At 67.5% G+C, this 18,796-nt stretch carries 18 protein-coding genes; 13 read left to right on the top strand and 5 right to left on the bottom strand.

Annotated elements, in window-relative coordinates; all coding sequences use genetic code 11:
- Positions 1–53: 53 nt before the first annotated feature.
- Entirely contained in the window at positions 54–1,739 is a 1,686-nt protein-coding gene (gene ptsP / locus AC50YM_RS14110; RefSeq protein WP_494957580.1) for a phosphoenolpyruvate--protein phosphotransferase, read from the bottom strand.
- Positions 1,740–1,938: 199 nt separating this feature from the next.
- Here ptsP and AC50YM_RS14105 point away from each other — a divergent pair, with 199 nt between their 5' ends.
- From AC50YM_RS14105 to AC50YM_RS14095, 3 genes are read left to right on the top strand one after another with little or no spacing between them, the layout of a single operon-like run.
- Positions 1,939–2,667: a TetR/AcrR family transcriptional regulator gene (locus AC50YM_RS14105; RefSeq protein WP_494957579.1), complete on the top strand. Its 729-nt coding sequence runs from the start codon at positions 1,939–1,941 to the stop codon at positions 2,665–2,667.
- Between the two features lie 58 nt (positions 2,668–2,725).
- A complete protein-coding gene (locus AC50YM_RS14100; RefSeq protein WP_494957578.1) occupies positions 2,726–4,702 on the top strand; it encodes a PTS mannitol transporter subunit IICBA in 1,977 nt (658 codons plus the stop codon).
- Complete coding sequence (locus AC50YM_RS14095; protein ID WP_494957577.1) at positions 4,702–5,850, top strand: mannitol-1-phosphate 5-dehydrogenase; 1,149 nt, start codon at positions 4,702–4,704, stop codon at positions 5,848–5,850. The genes AC50YM_RS14100 and AC50YM_RS14095 overlap by 1 nt, the downstream gene beginning before the upstream one ends.
- A gap of 80 nt (positions 5,851–5,930) precedes the next feature.
- Here the strand turns inward: AC50YM_RS14095 and AC50YM_RS14090 are convergent, their stop codons facing one another.
- The gene (locus tag AC50YM_RS14090; RefSeq protein WP_494957576.1) at positions 5,931–7,370 is read right to left on the bottom strand and encodes a sugar porter family MFS transporter; all 1,440 of its coding nucleotides are present in this window, start codon (positions 7,368–7,370) and stop codon (positions 5,931–5,933) included.
- A 329-nt stretch (positions 7,371–7,699) separates the two neighbouring features.
- Here AC50YM_RS14090 and AC50YM_RS14085 point away from each other — a divergent pair, with 329 nt between their 5' ends.
- Positions 7,700–8,632 (top strand): hypothetical protein, encoded by a 933-nt coding sequence (locus AC50YM_RS14085; RefSeq protein WP_494957575.1) that lies wholly within the window; start codon positions 7,700–7,702, stop codon positions 8,630–8,632.
- 54 nt (positions 8,633–8,686) lie between these two features.
- On the opposite strand, the gene rraA is transcribed toward AC50YM_RS14085, so the two are convergent.
- Entirely contained in the window at positions 8,687–9,163 is a 477-nt protein-coding gene (gene rraA, locus AC50YM_RS14080) for a ribonuclease E activity regulator RraA (protein ID WP_494957574.1), read from the bottom strand.
- Between the two features lie 104 nt (positions 9,164–9,267).
- Between rraA and AC50YM_RS14075 the strand changes: the two genes are divergently transcribed.
- From AC50YM_RS14075 to AC50YM_RS14050, 6 genes are all read left to right on the top strand, one after another.
- Positions 9,268–10,584 carry an MFS transporter gene (locus AC50YM_RS14075; protein ID WP_494957573.1) on the top strand — a complete coding sequence of 439 codons (1,317 nt, stop codon included), beginning with the start codon at positions 9,268–9,270 and terminating at the stop codon, positions 10,582–10,584.
- 163 nt (positions 10,585–10,747) lie between these two features.
- Entirely contained in the window at positions 10,748–11,386 is a 639-nt protein-coding gene (locus AC50YM_RS14070; RefSeq protein ID WP_494957572.1) for a helix-turn-helix domain-containing protein, read from the top strand.
- A 298-nt stretch (positions 11,387–11,684) separates the two neighbouring features.
- The gene (locus tag AC50YM_RS14065; RefSeq protein WP_494957571.1) at positions 11,685–12,896 is read left to right on the top strand and encodes an NAD(P)-dependent malic enzyme; all 1,212 of its coding nucleotides are present in this window, start codon (positions 11,685–11,687) and stop codon (positions 12,894–12,896) included.
- A gap of 79 nt (positions 12,897–12,975) precedes the next feature.
- Positions 12,976–13,476, top strand: coding sequence for a DUF456 domain-containing protein (locus AC50YM_RS14060; RefSeq protein ID WP_494957570.1), 501 nt, complete (start codon positions 12,976–12,978; stop codon positions 13,474–13,476).
- A gap of 38 nt (positions 13,477–13,514) precedes the next feature.
- Positions 13,515–14,504 carry a hypothetical protein gene (locus AC50YM_RS14055; protein WP_494957569.1) on the top strand — a complete coding sequence of 330 codons (990 nt, stop codon included), beginning with the start codon at positions 13,515–13,517 and terminating at the stop codon, positions 14,502–14,504.
- Positions 14,505–14,570: 66 nt separating this feature from the next.
- Positions 14,571–14,927, top strand: a complete 357-nt coding sequence (locus AC50YM_RS14050) for a nuclear transport factor 2 family protein (RefSeq protein WP_494957568.1) — start codon at positions 14,571–14,573, stop codon at positions 14,925–14,927.
- Positions 14,928–14,971: 44 nt separating this feature from the next.
- Here the strand turns inward: AC50YM_RS14050 and AC50YM_RS14045 are convergent, their stop codons facing one another.
- A complete protein-coding gene (locus tag AC50YM_RS14045; RefSeq protein ID WP_494957567.1) occupies positions 14,972–15,622 on the bottom strand; it encodes a LysE family translocator in 651 nt (216 codons plus the stop codon).
- A 104-nt stretch (positions 15,623–15,726) separates the two neighbouring features.
- Between AC50YM_RS14045 and AC50YM_RS14040 the strand changes: the two genes are divergently transcribed.
- Positions 15,727–16,182 carry an Lrp/AsnC family transcriptional regulator gene (locus tag AC50YM_RS14040; RefSeq protein WP_494957566.1) on the top strand — a complete coding sequence of 152 codons (456 nt, stop codon included), beginning with the start codon at positions 15,727–15,729 and terminating at the stop codon, positions 16,180–16,182.
- A gap of 18 nt (positions 16,183–16,200) precedes the next feature.
- On the opposite strand, the gene AC50YM_RS14035 is transcribed toward AC50YM_RS14040, so the two are convergent.
- The gene (locus AC50YM_RS14035; RefSeq protein WP_494957617.1) at positions 16,201–16,659 is read right to left on the bottom strand and encodes an Lrp/AsnC family transcriptional regulator; all 459 of its coding nucleotides are present in this window, start codon (positions 16,657–16,659) and stop codon (positions 16,201–16,203) included.
- A gap of 479 nt (positions 16,660–17,138) precedes the next feature.
- On the opposite strand from AC50YM_RS14035, the gene gluQRS reads away from it, so the two are divergent.
- On the top strand, positions 17,139–18,035 hold the full coding sequence (gene gluQRS, locus AC50YM_RS14030) for a tRNA glutamyl-Q(34) synthetase GluQRS (RefSeq protein WP_494957565.1): 897 nt from the start codon (positions 17,139–17,141) through the stop codon (positions 18,033–18,035).
- A gap of 9 nt (positions 18,036–18,044) precedes the next feature.
- Positions 18,045–18,740 carry an HD domain-containing protein gene (locus AC50YM_RS14025; protein ID WP_494957564.1) on the top strand — a complete coding sequence of 232 codons (696 nt, stop codon included), beginning with the start codon at positions 18,045–18,047 and terminating at the stop codon, positions 18,738–18,740.
- Positions 18,741–18,796 lie beyond the last annotated feature (56 nt).

The raw sequence follows: 18,796 nt of genomic DNA, 5'->3' as shown, positions 1-18,796 counted from the left end.
CCTCACACTGCGGCTGTCCTGCTGCGGCTGCCGGCGGCCGCCCCGCCGCGGCGCTACAGCCCCAGCTCCTCGAGGACCGGCAGCTTCGCCCGGACCCAGGCGCGGGCCTCGGTGGCGCTGGGCGCGGAAAGGGCGAGCTTGGCCAGTTCCTGTGCCTCGGCCAGCGTGACGGTCTTCAGCACGGCGGCCACCGCGGCCAGCGACCGGGCGGTCATGGACAGGGTGGTGACGCCGAGCCCGGTCAGGACGACGGCGAGTGCCGGGTCCGCGGCGGCCTCACCGCAGACGCCGACCGGTTTGTGGTGGCCCTCCGCGGCGGAACCCTCCACCGTCAGGCCGACCAGCCGGAGCACGGCGGGCTGCCACGGGGTGTTCAGCCCGGCCAGCGGGCCGAGCTGCCGGTCGGCGGCCATGGCGTACTGGGTGAGGTCGTTGGTGCCCAGGCTCGCGAAGGCGACCTCCCGGAGGATGGCCTCCGCCGTGAGCGCCGCGGACGGAACCTCCACCATGACGCCGGGGGTCTTGATTCCGGCCTCTGTGCAAAGGGTCGCGAAACGGGCGGCCTCCTCCGCAGTGGAAATCATGGGTGCCATCACCCAGACGTCCGCTTCGGATTCCTGCTCGGCCCGGGCGATGGCCTGCAGTTGGCGTTCCAGGACACCAGGTGTGGTGAAGTCGGTGCGGTACCCGCGGACACCGAGCGCGGGGTTGGGCTCCGTGGCATCGGTGAGGAACGGGAGCGGCTTGTCCGCGCCGGCGTCGAGCGTCCGGAGCACCACTTTCTTGCCCGGGAAGGCGTCGAAGACGCCCTTGTACGCGGCGGACTGTTCCTCCACGGTCGGTTCGGTGTCCCGCTCCAGGAAGCAGAACTCGGTCCGGAACAGCCCCACACCCTGCGCGTTGAGCTTCGCGGCGGCCAGGGCGTCCTTGGCTCCGCCCACGTTGGCGAGCAGCGGCACCAGGTGCCCGTCCGCCGTCGCGCCGGTACCGTCGAATTCGGCCAGCAGTGAGGCGGTGGCGGCCCAGTGCTCGGCGGCGGCCCGCTGCGAGTCGTCGGGGTCCAGGGTGATCAGGCCGGCGGCGCCGTCCACGTACACCTCGGAGCCGTCCGGAAGCTGGTCGACGCCGGTGGCGGCCACGACGGCGGGCAGCCCCAGCGAGCGGGCAATGATGGCGGTGTGGGACTGCGGTCCGCCGCCGGCGGTGAGCAGCGCCAGAATCTTCTCCGGATCCAGCGTGGCGGTGTCGGCCGGGGCCAGATCCTCGGCGATCAGGATGAACGGGGTGGGGGAAGAGGGGATGCCCGGCGCCGGGACGCCGCGCAGCTCGGCCACGATCCGGGCCCGGACGTCCAGGACGTCGGTGGCGCGCTCGGCCATGTAGCCGCCCAGGTTGTGCAGCATTTCCGATACGGAGGCGCCGGCCTCCCAGATGGCCCGCTGGTTCGACGTGCCGCGGCCGATCAGTTTGGCAGCCGACTTTAGCAGCATCGTGTCCGTGGCCATGAGAGCAGTGGCCTCCAGGACCGCCTTGCCGTCGCCGCTGACCGTCGCCGCCCGGGCCTTGAGCTCATCGTGGACAGTCTTCGCGGCGGTCTTCAAGGCCGCCGTCGCGTCCTCCGCCGTAACTCCGGCCGGCACTTGTTCCCCGGCGGGCGGTTCGCTGACGGGTTTGGGCATCTGGCGGATGGTTCCGATGATGCGGCCGGGGCTGACGCCTACTCCTGGGAAGTTCTGCACTGAAGGTCCTCATTCTCTGCCGTGGGCCAGTAAGCCGGTGAGTCAGGTAACGCTGGAAACCGGCCGTCCGAACCGAACCGGACGTTCCGGCCCGTCCGGTGGCCCGCCGACGGCGACGTCAGCGGGCGGGGCCGGTACCTGAAAAAATTGTATGTGATGCACTTCATATAGCGTTGCTATAGGTGCTAGGGTAGCGGTTATGAGTTTCGATGGCCAGCTTCCGCCAAAGACGCGACTGTTGCGTGCGGCCGCTGAATTGCTGGCCAACTCCGCCGGGGGCGCGGTTTCCACCCGCCAGATCACCCAGCTCGCCGGAGTCACGGCACCCACCCTGTATCACCATTTCGGTGACAAGGAGGGGCTTTTCGACGCCGTCGTTGCGGCGGGTTTTGAGGAGTATGTGGCGGGCGAACGCGACTTCGCGCCGTCCGGACAGCCGCTGGAGGATATCCGGCGGATGTGGGACAACCATGTGCAGTTTGGGCTCAAGCAGCCGGAACTGTACCTGGTCATGTTTGGCAATATCCGTCCGGAGAGCCGCCCGGCCGTCGTCGCCGACGCCGAGGGACTAATGGAGGAAATGCTGAACAAGGCCGCCGTCGCCGGCCAACTCAATGTCCCCCCGCGGGAAGCGGCCAGGAGCATCCTGGCTGCCAACGTCGGGGTGACGCTCATGCTGATCACGGAAAAGGCCCCCGAACGCAATCTCGAGCTGTCCGCCATGACCCGCGACGCCATGATTTTTGCGGTGTCCTCGGAGCAGGCCAAGAACAGCAGCGCGGAAGAGTCGGGGAAATCATCAGTGGTTGTGGCGGCGATCGCCCTGAACGCGGCACTGCAGGCATCGCACTCGGACCAGCTCTCCAGCTCGGAACTCAAGCTCTTCCTCGAATGGCTCCACCGGATATCCACCAGCTCCACCAGCTAGCTTTCGCGAAATATCGGACCATCCTGCGGTGCAGCAGGAACGACGGTTAGGAAATCACATGGCAACAGAGACAGTTGCGAAACCCCGCACCAGCGTGCGCGTGGGCGTCCAGAAATTCGGGACGTTCCTGTCCGGAATGATCATGCCCAATATCGGCGCGTTCATCGCCTGGGGCCTCATCACCGCCTTCTTCATTCCGGCAGGATTTACGCCCAACGCCGATCTGGCCAAACTGGTTGGCCCGATGATCGTCTATCTGCTGCCGCTCCTGATCGGGTACACCGGCGGCCGTATGGTCTACGGCGTCCGCGGCGGCGTCGTGGGTGCAGCGGCCACCATGGGCGTGATCGTCGGAACGGACATCCCGATGTTCATCGGCGCAATGATTATGGGCCCGCTGACGGCGTGGATCATGAAGAAGATCGAAAGCCTTTGGGAGAACAAGGTCAAGCCCGGCTTCGAGATGCTGATCGACAACTTCACCGCGGGCATCGTCGCCGCCGTCATGGCGATCTTCGGCATGCTGGTGATCGGCCCGGTGGTGAAAGCCTTCAGCAACGGCGCCAGTTCCGTGGTCGAGTTCCTGGTCAACAACGGACTCCTGCCGTTCACCAGCATCTTCATCGAGCCCGCGAAGGTCCTGTTCCTGAACAACGCCGTCAACCACGGGATCCTGACCCCGCTGGGCACCGAACAGGCGCTCGCCCAGGGCAAATCGATCCTGTTCCTGCTCGAGGCCAACCCCGGCCCGGGCGTAGGCATCCTGCTCGCCTATATGGTCTTCGGCAAAGGCGTGGCCAAGGCGTCCGCCCCCGGGGCCGCGCTGATCCAGTTCGTCGGCGGCATCCACGAAATCTACTTCCCGTTCGTGCTGATGAAGCCGATCATCATCCTCGCCGCGATCGGCGGCGGCATGACCGGCATCTTCACGCTGGTCGTGACCGGCGCGGGCCTGCGCTCGCCGGCGGCCCCGGGCAGCATCCTCGCGGTCTTCGCGGCCACGCCGTCGGACAGTTTTGTGGGCGTGGCGCTGTCCGTTCTGCTGGCCGCCACGGTGTCCTTCCTGATTGCCTCGGTGATCCTGAAGTCGAGCAAGGCCTCCGACGAGGATGAACTTGGCACCGCCACTTCCCGGATGGAGACCATGAAGGGCAAGAAGAGCTCGGTTTCCTCCGCCCTCGCCGGTGCCGGTGCCGGTGCCGGAAGCGTCGCAGTCCTCGCCGGACCGGTCAGGAACATCGTCTTTGCCTGCGACGCCGGCATGGGCTCAAGCGCCATGGGCGCCTCCGTGCTGCGGAACAAGATCAAGGCGGCCGGTTACCCGGACGTCAAGGTCACCAACTCCGCGATCGCGAACCTCAGCGACACTTACGACGTGGTCATCACGCACCAGGACCTGACCGAGCGGGCCAAGCCCGTCACGTCCAGTGCCGTGCACGTCTCGGTGGACAACTTCATGAACTCGCCGAGGTACGACGAGATCGTAGAACTCGTCAGGACCAGCAACGCTCCGGCCGGTGGTGCCGCTGCGGCCGGTGGCGCTGCGTTCGGTGGCGCCGCCACCACCGTGGCGGAACCGGAGCCGGAAGCCGACACGGGGCCGGCCGGAATCCTTGTGGCGGAAAGCGTCGTGCTCAATGGCACGGCCACCAGCCGCGACGCCGCCATCGACGAGGCCGGACGGCTCCTGCTGGACCGCGGCGCCGTCGACGCCGGCTACCTCGACGCCATGCACGAACGCGAGGAATCCGTCTCCACCTACATGGGCAGCTTCCTCGCCATCCCGCACGGCACCAACGCCGCCAAGGACCACATCATGAAATCAGCGGTTTCGGTGGTGCGGTACCCGAACGGCATCGACTGGAACGGCAAGGAAGTGAAGTTTGTCGTCGGCGTCGCCGGAATCAACAACGAGCACCTGCACATCCTGTCCTCGATCGCCAAGGTCTTCACGAACAAGGCACAGGTTGCACAGCTTGAGGCGGCAACGACGGTCGACGAAGTCCTGGCCCTGTTCGGAAAGGTCAATTCCTAGTGAAGGCTGTTCATTTCGGAGCCGGAAACATCGGGCGCGGATTCGTGGGGCTGCTGCTGCACGAGGCGGGCTATGAGGTGGTGTTCGCGGACGTCGCGGAGGCCCTGATCAGCCAACTGGCGGCCGCGGACAGTTACCAGGTCCATGAGGTGGGGGAGAACCCCAGCGTCCGCACCGTGGAGAACTTCCGCGCGCTGAACTCCAGCAGCCAGGAGGCGGACGTCATCGCGGAGATCGCGACGGCGGACGTCGTCACTACCGCCGTCGGGCCGCACATCCTCAAGTTCGTGGCCCCGGTGATCGCCCGGGGGATCGCCGCACGGGCCGCCGGACTGCCGCCGCTGCAAGTGATGGCGTGTGAAAACGCCATCAACGCCACGGACATTCTGAAATCCGAGGTGTTGGCCCAGTGGGACCTCGCCGCGGGACCGCTCGAGGAGAAGGCGGTGTTCGCGAACACCGCGGTCGACCGGATCGTGCCCAACCAGGAGCCAGGGCAGGGCCTGGATGTCACGGTGGAGACATTCTACGAGTGGGTCATCGACCGGACGCCGTTCGGTGACGCGGCGCCGGTAATTCCGGGTGCTACGTTCGTGGACAACCTGGAGCCGTACATCGAGCGGAAACTGTTCACCGTGAACACCGGGCACGCCGCGGCAGCATACTTCGGTTTTGAGGCCGGGCTGGAAAAGATTTCCGAGGCCATGGCCGACCAGGACGTCGCCGCGGATGTGCGCGCCGTCCTGGACGAAACCAAGGAGCTGCTGGTGGCCAAGCACGGGTTCAACCGTGGGGAGCAGGAGGCATACGTCGAGAAGATCCTCGGCCGCTTCTCCAACCCGCACCTGCCGGACACCGTGAACCGGGTGGGACGGGCGCCGTTGCGCAAGCTCAGCCGGCACGAACGCTTCATCGGTCCGGCGGCCGAGCTGGCCGAGCGCGGAATCGTACCGGAGGCGCTGCTGGGCGCGATCGCCGCCGCCCTGCGCTTCAACGACCCGGCGGACGCCGAGGCCGTCGAGCTTGCGCAGATCCTGGCTTCCTCCACCCCGGAGGAGGCGACCGCGAAAATCACTGGCCTTGCACCGGACCATCCGCTGTTCCCGGCCGTCTCCGCCCTGGTCGACGAGGCCAAAGCCGCCGTCTGAGCAACGCCGAGGTCAGAGAAAGCGCCCATGTTCCCGCGGAGCATGGGCGCTTTCTCTCACCTCGCGGGGCGGGGCTGGCCTCAGGACTTCGCGGAACCCTTCGGGACGAAGAGGGTCTCGGCGTGCTCGAGGGACATTCCGTTGGTCTCCGGCACTTTGAACTTCACGAAGAAGAACGACGCCGCCGCGAACGTCGCGTACATGGCGTAGGTTAGCGGCAGCGAGGCCGCGGCCATGACCGGAAAGCTCAGGGTGATGGCAAAGTTGGCGATCCACTGCGCGGCCGCGGCGAGGCCCAGCGCACGGGCGCGGATCCGCGACGGGAAAATCTCGCCCAGCAGTACCCAGACGAGCGGGCCCCAGGAGGCGCCAAAGCTGATTACAAAGACGTTGGCCGCCACCAGGGCTGCCGGGCCCCACGCGCCGGGCAACGAAATCGCATCCCCGGTTCCCGTGGCCGAGCCGAAGGCCAGCGCCATGGTTCCCAGCGACGCGGCCATGCCAATGGAACCCGCGAGCATGATGGGACGCCGGCCGATCCGGTCCACCAGGGCGATCGCCACAAGGGTTACGACGATGTTCGTGACCGCGGTGGCCACGGAGATCGTCAGGGAGTCCTGCTCCCGGAAACCGACGGCCTTCCACAGGGTGGTGGAGTAGTAGAAGATCACGTTGATGCCCACGAACTGCTGCAGCACCGACAGGATAATGCCGATCCACACCACGGGCTGCAGTCCGAACGTCTTGCCGCGCAGCGAGCCCTTCTGGCCGGCAGCTTTGTCATCCTCGATGGCCGACTTGATGTCGCGCAGGTGGCGGTCGGTGTCCTCGTCCGGGGCGATGGATCGGAAGACTTTGAGGGCTTCCGCGTCCTTTCCCTGGAAGACGAGGAACCGGGGTGACTCGGGCAGGGTGTAGGCAATCCAGCCGTAGACGATGGCGGGGACGGCCGCGGCCATGAACATCCAGCGCCACGCCTCCAGCCCGAACCAGAGGTCCTGACCTGCGCCGCCGGCGAAGTTCGCGAACAGGGCGTCGGAGAGCAGTGCGGCGAAGATGCCCGTGGTGATGGCGAGCTGCTGGAGCGACGCCAGGCGGCCGCGGACGTGCCGCGGGGAGATCTCGGAGATGTAGGCCGGGGCGATCACCGAGGCCAGACCGATGCCCAGACCGCCGACGAGGCGCCAGGTGATGAGGTCCCACACGCTGAAGGCGAAGCCCGTACCGATCGCACTGACCAGAAACAGCAGGGCACCGATCTTCATCGCCGGGATGCGGCCGTAGCGGTCGGCGACCTTGCCGGCCAGGTAGGCGCCGGCCGCGCAGCCGAGGAGGGCCACGGCGACGGCGAAACCGGTGACGGCCTCGCTGAGCGCGAACTCATCCTTGATGGCGTCGACGGCGCCATTGACGACCGACGAGTCGAAACCGAAGAGGAAGCCACCGACGGCGCCCGCCACGGCCAGCCAGATGACCCGCTGGGGGACCTTGGCTGCAGTCTGGACTTGGGTGGTTGTCATCGTGGCTCCCTCGGCAATTCGCGTTCCACGGCCGGCGCCGCAGCAACCAAGTCTTGCACCGGGGCGGGAGCGGTGTGTGTCACACGGCCGAAAGTGAGAGGAAACATACAGTTTGGCTCCAGCCCGCGCGGCCCTCGCTGGCTGGGTCGGCTCGGCTCTGCCGGGATCCGCCGTCTAACCCGTCGAGGTGACATTTCGCGCCCATGTCCGGGCCAAACATGGGCGCGAACTCGCACCTCGGCGAAACGGTGGGCGTGAACGCGGGGACAGGTGACCGCTACCTGTGGATAACTTAAGCGGGCGACGCCGGATCCCCGCATGATGAGGGAATGCGCCGATCAGAGCTTCCAGGAATGCTGGCGGACGGATCATTCTCCGTCCTGGCTGCGGACGCAGCCAACGTCCCTCGGAAACGGACTCGCGCCCAGGACCTGATCACTGTGTCCCGCGGGATCCGTATCCCGGCCGGCAGCAGCGCACGTGGCGCCGCCGCGTTGAGGGCCTACTGCCAACTCGACGACTGCACCGTGCTCTGTCACTTGACCGCCGCCAGGATCTGGCGCGTTGGCCTCCCGATCTGGGCGGACGCGGACTGGCGAATCCACCTTGCCCGGCCGCGGGGCGGCAGCATTCCGAAACGGGCGAATGTGGCGGGCCACCGGCTGGCCCTCCTGCCCGGGGAGGTGGTGATGGTCGACGGCGTCCGGGTAACCTCGCCCGAACGCACCTTCCTTGACCTGGCCACGACGCTGCCCCTTGACGACCTTATTGCCGCCGGGGATGCCCTGGTGTGCGAACACGGACCGGAGTTCCCCTCGCCCCGCGCAGCCCTGTCGAGCATCGAAGCGCTGAACGCGCTGCTTTCCCAACACCCGGGCACACGGAACATCCGGGCGGCGCGGGAGGCCCTCGGGTGCGTTCGCGTCGGCGCTGATTCCCCGCCGGAAACGCAACTGCGCCTGGCCGTTGTCCGGGCGGGCCTGCCGGAACCGGAGCTCAACCACGTGGTCTGGGGCCCTGCCGGCGCCCCTGAGCTGTGGCCGGACGCGGCCTATCCGGCCCTCGGGGTGTCGCTGCAGTATGACGGGCTGCACCACGACGAGTCCGGGCAGCACCTGCGCGACATCCGCCGGGCGCGAACCACAGACCGGCTGGGCTGGGTGGAGGTGAGATTCTCAAAGGAGGATCTGATCGGAGAGCGCCCTGCTGCCGTCGGCAGGGTCCGGCGCGCCCTCCTGTCCCGGGGCTGGTTGCCGAGGTGACACTTCGCGCCCATGTCCGGTCCGGTCATGGGCGCGACGTATCACCTCGGCGGGTCAGCGCTCGACCAGGATCCCGTCGGGGTCGCACCAGATCATCGCGCCGGTCCGGAACACGACGCCGTCGAACTCCAAGTCGACGGCCAGTTCGCCGGTGCCTGCCTTGGCGCTCTTGCGCGGGTTGCTGCCCAGCGCCTTCACCCCGAGCGGCAGCCCGGCGATGGCCGTCCGGTCACGGATGGCGCCGTTGATGACGACACCGGCCCAGCCATTCGCGACGGCGCTTGCGGCGATCAGATCCCCCATCAGGGCAGTGCGCAGTGAGCCGCCACCGTCCACCACCAGAACGTTGCCATTGCCGGGGGTGCCGAGGGTGGACTTGACCAGGGCGTTGTCCTCGTAGCAGCGGATGGTGCGGATCTGGCCGCTAAAGTGCGTGTGCCCGCCGAGGGACTGGAACTGCAGGGCCACGGAGTCGAGTTCCTCGCCCCGTTCGTCGTAGAGATCGGCGGTATGTACGTCGGATGCGGCCATCGGTTCTCCTGTGCTGGAAATAGCGGTCGGACAGTGCTCCCCACGATAGTCTGGCTGCACAACCGCCTTCCGCGCTTTTTCAGTTTCCGGGGGAACCGAATTACATGAGCCTGTCCGATCGACCCGGAGCCGCTCCGGAGCCAGCCCGTGGCGGCATCACCGCGGGAAGCCCGACGGCGGTTGCGCTCGCAGAGCCCGAGCGAACGGTCCGTCCCGTTTGGATCACCGGCCTGGTCCTCGTCAATGTGGGCATCAACGTGGCGTTCTTTGCCCCGCTCCAGGTGCTCCTCGGCCAGCAGGCGGCAGCGTTCAGCGAAGGCGACAAAGAGGCCATCCTCGCCCTTGTGACCGGAGCCGGAGCCGCGGTTTCAGTGGTGGCGAATCCCCTGTTCGGGGCGTTCAGCGACCGCACGACCTCACGGCTGGGCCGCCGGGTGCCCTGGGTTCTCTTCGGGGCAATCCTCGGCGCCGCGGCCCTGATCGCACTCGCCGGAGCGCCCAGCGTCGCCATCATGACGCTGCTCTGGTGCCTCGTCCAGGCCGGCTGCAACGGGGCCTATGCCGCCATCACCGCGGCCATCCCGGACCGGGTGCCGGTGGTCCAGCGCGGCACGGTGGGCGGCCTGGCAGCGATGGGACAGACCCTGGGAATCCTCATCGGCGCGGTGATCGCCGCGGCGGTGACCGGGAGCTTCGCCGTCGGCTATCTGGTCTGCGCCGTGGCGCTGCTCGCCGGCGTCGTGCTGTATTTCTTCACGAACGACGACGTCCCGCTGCCCGAGGAGGCGCGTCCGCCCTTCAGCCTGGCCGGTTTCGCCAGGGGTTTCTGGATTTCCCCGGTGCTCTATCCCGACTTTGCGTGGGCCTGGCTGACCCGGCTCCTGGTGAATATCGGCAATCACATGGTCACCCTCTATCTGCTCTTCTTCCTCAAGGATGCGGTCCACCTTGAGGCGACGCAGGGCATAGCGCCGGAGTTCGGCGTGCTGATCCTGACCGGGCTCTATGCGGTGATGGTGCTCATCACCAGCGTGATCGGCGGCCGGGTGAGCGACCGGATGGGGAAGCGGAAACCCCTCGTGATCATCTCTTCGGTCATTATCGCGGTGGCCTCGCTGATCCTGGCGTTCGCGCCGAATTGGCCCGGGGCGCTCCTGGGGGCGTCGGTGCTGGGGATCGGCTTTGGCTGCTACCTCGCGGTGGACTTTGCCCTTCTCACCCAGGTGCTCCCGACGGCACTGAGCCGAGGAAAGGACCTTGGCGTCCTCAACATCGCCAATTCCCTGCCCCAGGTGCTTGCACCGCTCATCGCATTCCCGTTCGTGACGATGTGGGGAGGCTACGTTTCGCTGTACGTGGCGGCCGCGGTGATCGGGCTGCTGGGTGCCGTCTTCGTGGTCAAAATCAAAGGTGTCGACTGAGCCAGGACCGGCCGCGGCGGCAGTCCCGGACGCCAATCTGCGGCACTGTCCGTGACCCGCTGACGGCCCGGGGGCGTGGCGTATAGTGGACGGGAATTGCCGCGGCACCGCTGTGGGGGAATCCTCCCGGCTGCCGAGAAGAACCGACCCCGGAACGCTGCTGATGCCTGAATTTCATTCGGACCTTCCACCCATGGCCCCTCCGCCCACCCTGCCCAGGCAGCGGCTCCGTTACACCCGGATCCTCGACGAGGCCGCCGGCTTCGCCCGCAAGGGCCTTGACTCCGTGGTGCTGTCCGAAGTCGCCGCGCGGGCCGATGTTCCGCTGGGCACCCTGTACCGCTATTTCCCCTCCGCCACCCAGCTGATGCTCGCCCTGTACCGCAAGCAGCTGGCGGAACTGCAGGCGGCCAACGCCCCGGCCGCGCCAAGGTCCGCGGCCGGCCGCGCCGCGAGGCCTGCCGCAGCGAACGGCGGGGGCGACGTCGCGGCCCACACCCTCGTCGGCGTGGTGATGGAAATTTTCCACATGCGCCTGATGCAGCCTGCCGTGGAGCAGTGCCTGAACCGGGTGGTCTACGCCCAGGACACGGACACCACGAAGCTGCTCCGCGAGATCGACGCCACTGCGGAAAAAGCCGTCACGGCCGTCAGCGCCGACGCCGCGATCTCCCGCGTGCTGCTGCTGACCGTCACTGGACTGGTCCAGTCCGTCCGCTGCCGCCGCCTGTCCCTCTTCGAGGCCGAGGAAGACCTCAAAAAGGCCTGTTCGCTGCTGACATCCAGCCGTCAGACGGCGTAACTGGTCTAGACCAATAAGTGGTTCTACTGCCCGGTAGCGCCCTTTTTCGTGATTCAGCTCACCAAAAGCGATGGATAAACGTTTCACCGCCGCCGCGCATGTGTCGCGTGACACATCAGGCCAGGCCCGCTTTGTTTACTATTGCAGAACCGGGGTGGCCCCAGCCGCCCGCATTGCCCTGAGCTTCGCCGCAGCCCACCAACCTCGGGCCGCTGCCGACGTTCCCCAGACCATCTTGAGCATCCCTGTGCTTGAGCTTCCATGAGCCGTACGCCCATGAGCCCCAGGAGACAACGTAGTGTCCATTGAAACGATCATTCCCGCCGACTCCACGTCCCCCGCGGAGCCCGTAGCCGCGCTCAGCGACGACGAAATCTTCGCAGCCCACCACGGCGGCAAGCTCTCCATCGCCAGCACCGTGCCGCTCGCCAGCAAGCGCGACCTCTCCATCGCCTACACGCCGGGCGTCGCCCAGGTCAGCCGCGCCATCGCCACCAACCCGGAACTCGCCAAGACCCTCACCTGGGCACAGCGCCTGGTCGTCGTCGTCAGCGATGGCACGGCCGTGCTGGGCCTCGGCGATATCGGTGCCAGCGCCTCGCTGCCCGTGATGGAGGGCAAGTCGGCCCTGTTCAAGGCCTTCGGCGAGCTCGACTCCATTCCGCTGGTGCTCAACACCACCAACGTCGACGAGATCGTTGAGACGCTGGTCCGCCTGCGTCCGAGCTTCGGTGCCGTCAACCTTGAGGACGTTTCGGCGCCGCGTTGCTTCGAACTTGAGGAAAAGCTCATCGAGGCCCTCGACTGCCCGGTCATGCACGATGACCAGCATGGCACCGCCATCGTCGTCCTCGCGGCCCTGACCGGCGCCGCCAAGGTGACCGGACGCGAACTCGAGACGCTGCGGGTTGTCGTCTCGGGCGCCGGTGCCGCCGGGATCGCCGTCGCGCAGATGCTGCTCACCGCCGGGATCTCCGACGTTGTGCTGCTGGACTCCCGCGGCGTCCTGAACAGCGAACGCGCGGACATCGCCACCCATTCCACCAGCAAGAAGGCCCAGCTGGCTCGGAGCGGAAACCCGCGCGGCGTCTCCGGCGGACCCGCCGAAGCCCTGCTGGACGCCGACGTGTTCATCGGCGTCTCCTCCTCCAAGCTGGACGAGGACCACCTGAAGCTGATGAGCCAGGGCTCGATCGTGTTCGCGCTGTCCAACCCGGACCCTGAGGTCCTGCCGGAGGTCGCACACAAGTACGCGGCCGTCGTCGCAACCGGCCGCAGCGACTTCCCGAACCAGATCAACAACGTCCTGGCTTTCCCCGGCATCTTCCGCGGTGCGCTCGACGCCGGCGCCCGCCGGATTACGCCGGCCATGAAGCTGGCTGCGGCCCGCGCCATCGCCGCACTGGCTGAAGCTGACCTCTCGGCCGACTACATCGTCCCCAGCCCGTTGGATCCGCGCGTGGCCCCGGCAGTTGCCGCCGCCGTCGCCGCGGCGGTTGAAGCCGAGTAGCCACAACGTTTCAGACGACGACGGCGGCGCTTCCCCGCGGAGGCGCCGCCGTCGTTTGCGGCCCACTTAGACTGGGTCAATGAACCCTGAGACTGTTGTGACGATCCTCTGCGGCCTCGCCATCCTGGTGGGCATTGCCGGCACTGTCATCCCCGTGCTTCCCGGCAGCTTCCTGATCGGCCTGAGCCTGCTGGCCTGGGCCATCTGGGGCGGCGCCGGAACCACCGGCTGGGTGGTGTTCGGGATCGGCCTGGTGTTCGTCCTGGCCGGGATGGCCGCCAGCGCGGTCCTGACCGGCCGGAAACTCAAACAGCACAGCATCCCCGGCCGCTCGGTGATGGCCGGGCTGGTCCTCGGCGTCGTGGGGATGTTCATCATCCCCGTGGTGGGCCTCTTCGTTGGGTTCGCCGCCGGTCTGCTGCTGAGCGAGCTGCACCGCACGCGCGACTTCGGCACCGCCGTGACAACCAGTGGGGCCGCCCTGAAGGCCACCGGGCTGGGAATGATCGCGGAGTTCGGACTCGCCTGCCTCGCCGGCAGCACCTGGGTGATCGGCCTCTGGATTTCGGCAGCCGGCTAGGCTGAACGCGGACTTCGGCAGCCAACTAGCATGGAGGCATGAGCGCCGGACCAGCAGCATCCGCACCCCGCCCTGTCGTGTACCGGGACCACCGCGACCTGACGCCGTTCCGCACGCCGGTCATCCGGACGCCGGTCCGGGGCCTGGCCAACGGCGTGGGCGGGGCTGTGTCGGGAGTCCTGTCCGGACGGATCCGCGGCACCCTGCCGGTGGAGGGCGGCGCACCCCGGCTCACCAAAGTGGGCGGCAGGACACCGGGCAAGGCAGCCAAGGCCGTGCACGCCGCCATATTCGGCAGCTCGGACCCGGACCGGCTGATTGCCCTGGCGCACGCCTATCCCGGGTGGGCCGGGCTGTGCTACCTGGTGGCCGGGTTGCTGAGCTACACCAACGGAGGCTACCTGCGCGCCGCCGAACTGCTCCAGCGCGGGATGCTGACAAGGAACGACGACGATGCGAACCTTTATGCCTCGGCCTACCTGACGCGTGTCGTCACCCGCGTGAGTGTGGCCGAGCGGGTCGAGGTTCCGGTCCTCTTCAGCGAGGAGGGGGTGTTCCTGGCGCTCTCCCACTCACTGCGCGAGACGGGCCAGGGTGAGGCTGCACTCGCGGCGCTGGCCGGGCTGCCGCCGTCGTTGCCGATGGCCCTGGCCCGCTGCTCGCTGTCCTCAGCGCTCGGCCGGCACGAGGACGTGGTGGCTGATACTGAAGGGCTGCTCAACGGTGACGACCTCTCGGCTGCGCTGCTCCTGGTGCGGGCGCGATCGTTGCGGAGGCTTGGTCACCATGTGGCCGCCCGTGCCGCCCTGCAGGAGGTCCTGCGCCGGCGCAAGACCGACTTCACCCTCCGCAGTGATGCCCTGACAGACCGGGCCCTGCTGTTGCTGGACAACGGACGAAAGGCTTTGAACCGGCGGGAGTGGCAGCACCGCCAGCCCGCTGAACTCGAGACGGTCCGGGCCATCCGCAAGGACGCCGAGCTGCACGAGCTCTGGGACCGCGAGTACGGCCGGGCTGACAGCGACTGAACCGCGGCTTCCAATCCGCTACCTTTACCCTTGCGGGCGCGCGGACGGAGGTAGTAGAAACGAGGCATGAGAGATGCCGCCGCGCGTTGGATGCAGCACTACATCACGGCCTGGACGTCGAACGATCCGGAGGACATCAGGGCGCTCTTCACCGAAGACGCCGTGTACGCCACCCGCCCGGACGATCCCGAGGCGTGGACCGGGCGCGAGGAGATCGTCGAGCGCTGGCTCGCCGGGCGTGATGAGCCGGGGGACTGGACGTTCGAATGGACACTCCTGGGTGTCGACGGCGGCAGGGCGTTCGTGCAGGGCCGTACCGACTACCGTGGCGACAGCCGGAGCTACGACAACCTCTGGATCATCCAACTGACGGGGGACGGCCGCGCCACAGCGTTCACGGAGTGGTACATGCCACGCAAGTGACCGGGGCGCTCCAAGATGGGGCCGTATCCTCTGCGCCCGGGGCCTCAGCCTCGCGACAGGGCCTGGCCCACGAGTGGCATGATCTGATCCGAGAGCAGCACGGCGCCCAGCGTGACCATGATGATGCCACTGGCGAGCGTCACCCTCCGCGCCGCGCCGGGCCGGGAGGACAGCAGCCGGCGGGCCAGCAGCGCAACACAGCTGTAGACCACCGCGACCAGCAGTACAAACGTCAGCCCCAGGAGGCCGGACTGCACCGGCACCGGCAGCGGGGCTTCCGCACTCACAAACTGCGGCACCAGGGCCAGATAGAACAGCAGGCCCTTCGGATTGATGCCGCTGGTGCCCATGCCCTGCAGGAACGTCCGAAACTGGTTCGCCGGTGCCCGCACCTCTGTGCTGCCGAAACTCGCGCCGCGCCAGGAACGGATGGTCGTGAGCCCGAGCCAGAGAAGGTAGCCCGCGCCGGCCACCGTCAGCCACCCCAGCACGCCCGGAATCCCGGTGAGCAGGGCCGCCAGGCCAACCACCAGCAGCACCGTGTGCAGTACATAACCGCCGCAGAGACCGGCGACCGCGGGCACGAAGCTGCGCTGCTTCAGGCCTGCCGTAATCGAATATGCCCAGTCCACTCCCGGGGTGCAGGCAAGGGCGCCGGCGACAACCAGGAAGGCGAGAAATAGCTGGGGGTTCATCGCGGTCTCCTAGAGTGGGGGTACAGGAAAAACTCTAGGGAATTTGCCGCCAGAAGTGTTCCCCCTTTTCGCGGAGAACTGCCGCCGGGCGGTAAGATTATTGCGTGATTGATCACTTGGACAGAAGTATTTTGCGCTACCTCAAAACAGATGGCCGGATGACGGCCACGGCGCTGGCCGCGAAGGTCGGACTGACCGTGGCGCCCTGCCACCGGCGGCTGCGCGACCTGGAGGCCACCGGAGTCATCCGCGGCTATCGGGCGGACATCGACCCGGCCGCCGTCGGGCTCGGCTTCGAAGCGATTGTCTTCGTCACCCTGCGGCAGGTGGACCGGGCGACGATGGAGATCTTCGAGAACCGCGTGGCGGACAACCCGAACATCGTGGAGGCCCAGCGGCTGTTCGGTTCCCCTGACTACCTGCTCAAGGTCATTGCCGAGGACTTGCCCGCCTACCAGCGCTTCTACGACGCCGAGCTGACCTCGCTGCCCGGCGTTGAACGGCTCACGTCTACGCTGGTGATGAAGAACCTGAAAACCAATACCGGGCCGCCCGTATAGTCCCTTCCCTGGCCGGGCTCAAGCGCCCAGCAGCCCCGTGGTCCGGTAGGGGATTACCTCGCGGAGGAACATGCTTGTGGAGGTTCGGACAATTCCGGGACAGAGCCGGATTTCCTCGGAAACGCGGTACAGATCGTCCGGGCTTTTTGCCACCACCCGGATCAGCAGGTCGGTCTCGCCCGCCGGGGCGTGGCATTCGAGCACTTCGGGGATGTTCCGGAGCGCGGCAATCGCCTCGTTCAGGTGGCTCTGGTCCAGTTCCGCACTGACCGATGCGGCCACGCCCCGGCCCAGGGCCGAGGGGAGCACCCGGCTGCTGTTGGGGCGCAGGGCGCCGGAGGCCGTCATCCGCTCCAGGCGCGACTGCACGGTGCCGCGCGCCAGGGTCAATTTCTGGGCCAGTACCATGATCGGCAGCCGGGGATCCTCATCGAGCGCGAGGAGGATCCGCCGGTCCGTGGCGTCGAGTTCCTGCAAAGTGACCACTTCCTGAACGTAGTTACGGCCCGAGTTGATCAGATTGATCAGGATAGGTTGAGCCCGTTGCACCAACTGTAGGACTTCTGGTGAAATAGTGACAACAAAGGGATGCAGGCCACCGCCGGATCCCCCAAGGCTACAAGCACTCCGGCACACCACCCGGACCTTGGATGAGGCTTCCCGCAAGGAAACCGCCAGCTGATTGACTCTTGTTCACAGCATCGTCATTCCGCACAAAGCTCCGCATTCGCAGTGCCACGGCCCGGAGCGACGCCCCGGGCCCGGCACGGCAAGAGCCCCTGAGCCACCGACGTCGGAATTCCCGAAGTCATCGGTAGCTGAGGGGCTCTTGTGTGTGCACACCCCACCGAGCAACGCGGGGTCACATCAAGCCGGTGTTCGGGCCCGCCATGGGCCGGAGGTGACCCCGCGTTGGTGGTTGTTGGGCCCGGGTGGGGGCGGCATAGGCTGGTGCCATGACCTCTGCCGGCCGCTTCGCCCCCAGCCCCTCCGGCGAACTGCATGTCGGCAACCTCCGGACGGCCATCCTGGCCTGGCTCTTCGCCCGGTCCACGGGCAGGCGGTTCCTGATGCGGGTGGAGGATCTCGACCGGTCCCGGTCCGGCGCCGAGGCGGAGCAGCTCCGGGATCTGGCTGCGATCGGCGTCACCTGGGACGGCGCCGTCGTCCGCCAGATCGACCGCGGCCCGCTTTATGCGGCGGCAATCGCCCGGCTGACCGACGCCGGTCTCACCTACGAATGCTTCTGCACCCGCCGGGAGATCCAGGAGGCGCCGTCCGCGCCGCACGCCCCGCAGGGAGCCTACCCGGGCACCTGCCGGGAGCTTTCGCCGGCGGACCGCGAGGCCAGGCGGGCCCATCGGCCCGCAGCGATCCGGCTCCGTTCAGCTGTCACGGAAGCGGCCGTCCAGGACGTGCTGCATGGCACCTATACGGGCGTCGTTGACGACTTTGTGCTCCGCCGCAACGACGGTGTGACCGCCTACAACCTCGCCGTCGTCGTGGACGACGCCGCTCAAGGCATCGACCAGGTGGTCCGCGGTGATGACCTGCTGCCCTCCACGCCCCGGCAGGCCTACCTCGCCTCACTGCTGAATATTCCCGTCCCGGAATATGCGCACGTTCCGCTTGTACTGAACGCCGACGGCGCCCGGCTGGCCAAGCGCGACGGGGCTGTCACCCTCGCCGACCTTTCGGCCGCCGGCGTTCCGGTGGCCGAGGTGCGGAACGCGCTGCTGGCATCCCTGGGTCTGCCGCCCGGGACTTTGCACCGCGCCCTGGCCGTGTTCGACCCCGGTGCCCTGCCCAGGGCACCATGGATTTGGCCCGGGTTGGCCGGGCGCGACGCGTAGGCTGGAGGCATGTCAGAACCAGAATTCAGGGAATCGCGCAGCCCGCAGCCGAGTTTCACCGTCGAGACCGCCAAGGTCCTCGCCGAAGTGGCCCACAGCCGCCAGAAGGACAAACTCAAGCGGCCCTACCGCGAGCACGTGATCGCCGTCGGGGATGCCCTGGCCGACTTCGACGACGACATCCGGATCGCCGGGTACCTGCACGACATCGCGGAGGACACGCCGATGACCCGGCAGGCGCTGCTGGATATGGGCGTCTCGGAGCGTGCGGCCGACATTATCGAGCGCGTCACCAAGCGACTGCACGAAAACCCGGACGACTACCAGGCGGGCATCCGTTACATTGCTGAAGACCACGACGCCACCCTGGTGAAAATCGCGGACAATGCGCACAACTCATTGCCGGAGCGCGTGAGGGCGCTGGCCGAAAAGTGGCCGGACAAGCCTCCGGTCACGCGCTACGACGAGGCGCGTCCCGTGCTCTACGCCGCCGTTCCGGTGGAGGAAACCCGGAAGATCCTGGCCCGGATCAACCCGTGGCTCCTGGACGAACTGGACGATCTGCTCGACGAAGCGGACGACACCGACTACGAAAACCTCTCCTACGGAGACGCCTCGGCGGGAGATTCGCCCGCGGCCGAGCCGGCGGCCGCGCCGGTGTACGCACCGCCGTCGGCGGCCGACTCCGGACAGCACCGGGACTGAGCCCCCAGGGACCGGGCCGGTCCGGGCCATGCCGGCATCATGCCGCCCGCTGACAG

It is taken from the genome of Pseudarthrobacter sp. RHLT1-30-1, from assembly GCF_059383415.1.
This window is presented reverse-complemented; position numbering and strand designations above follow the sequence as displayed.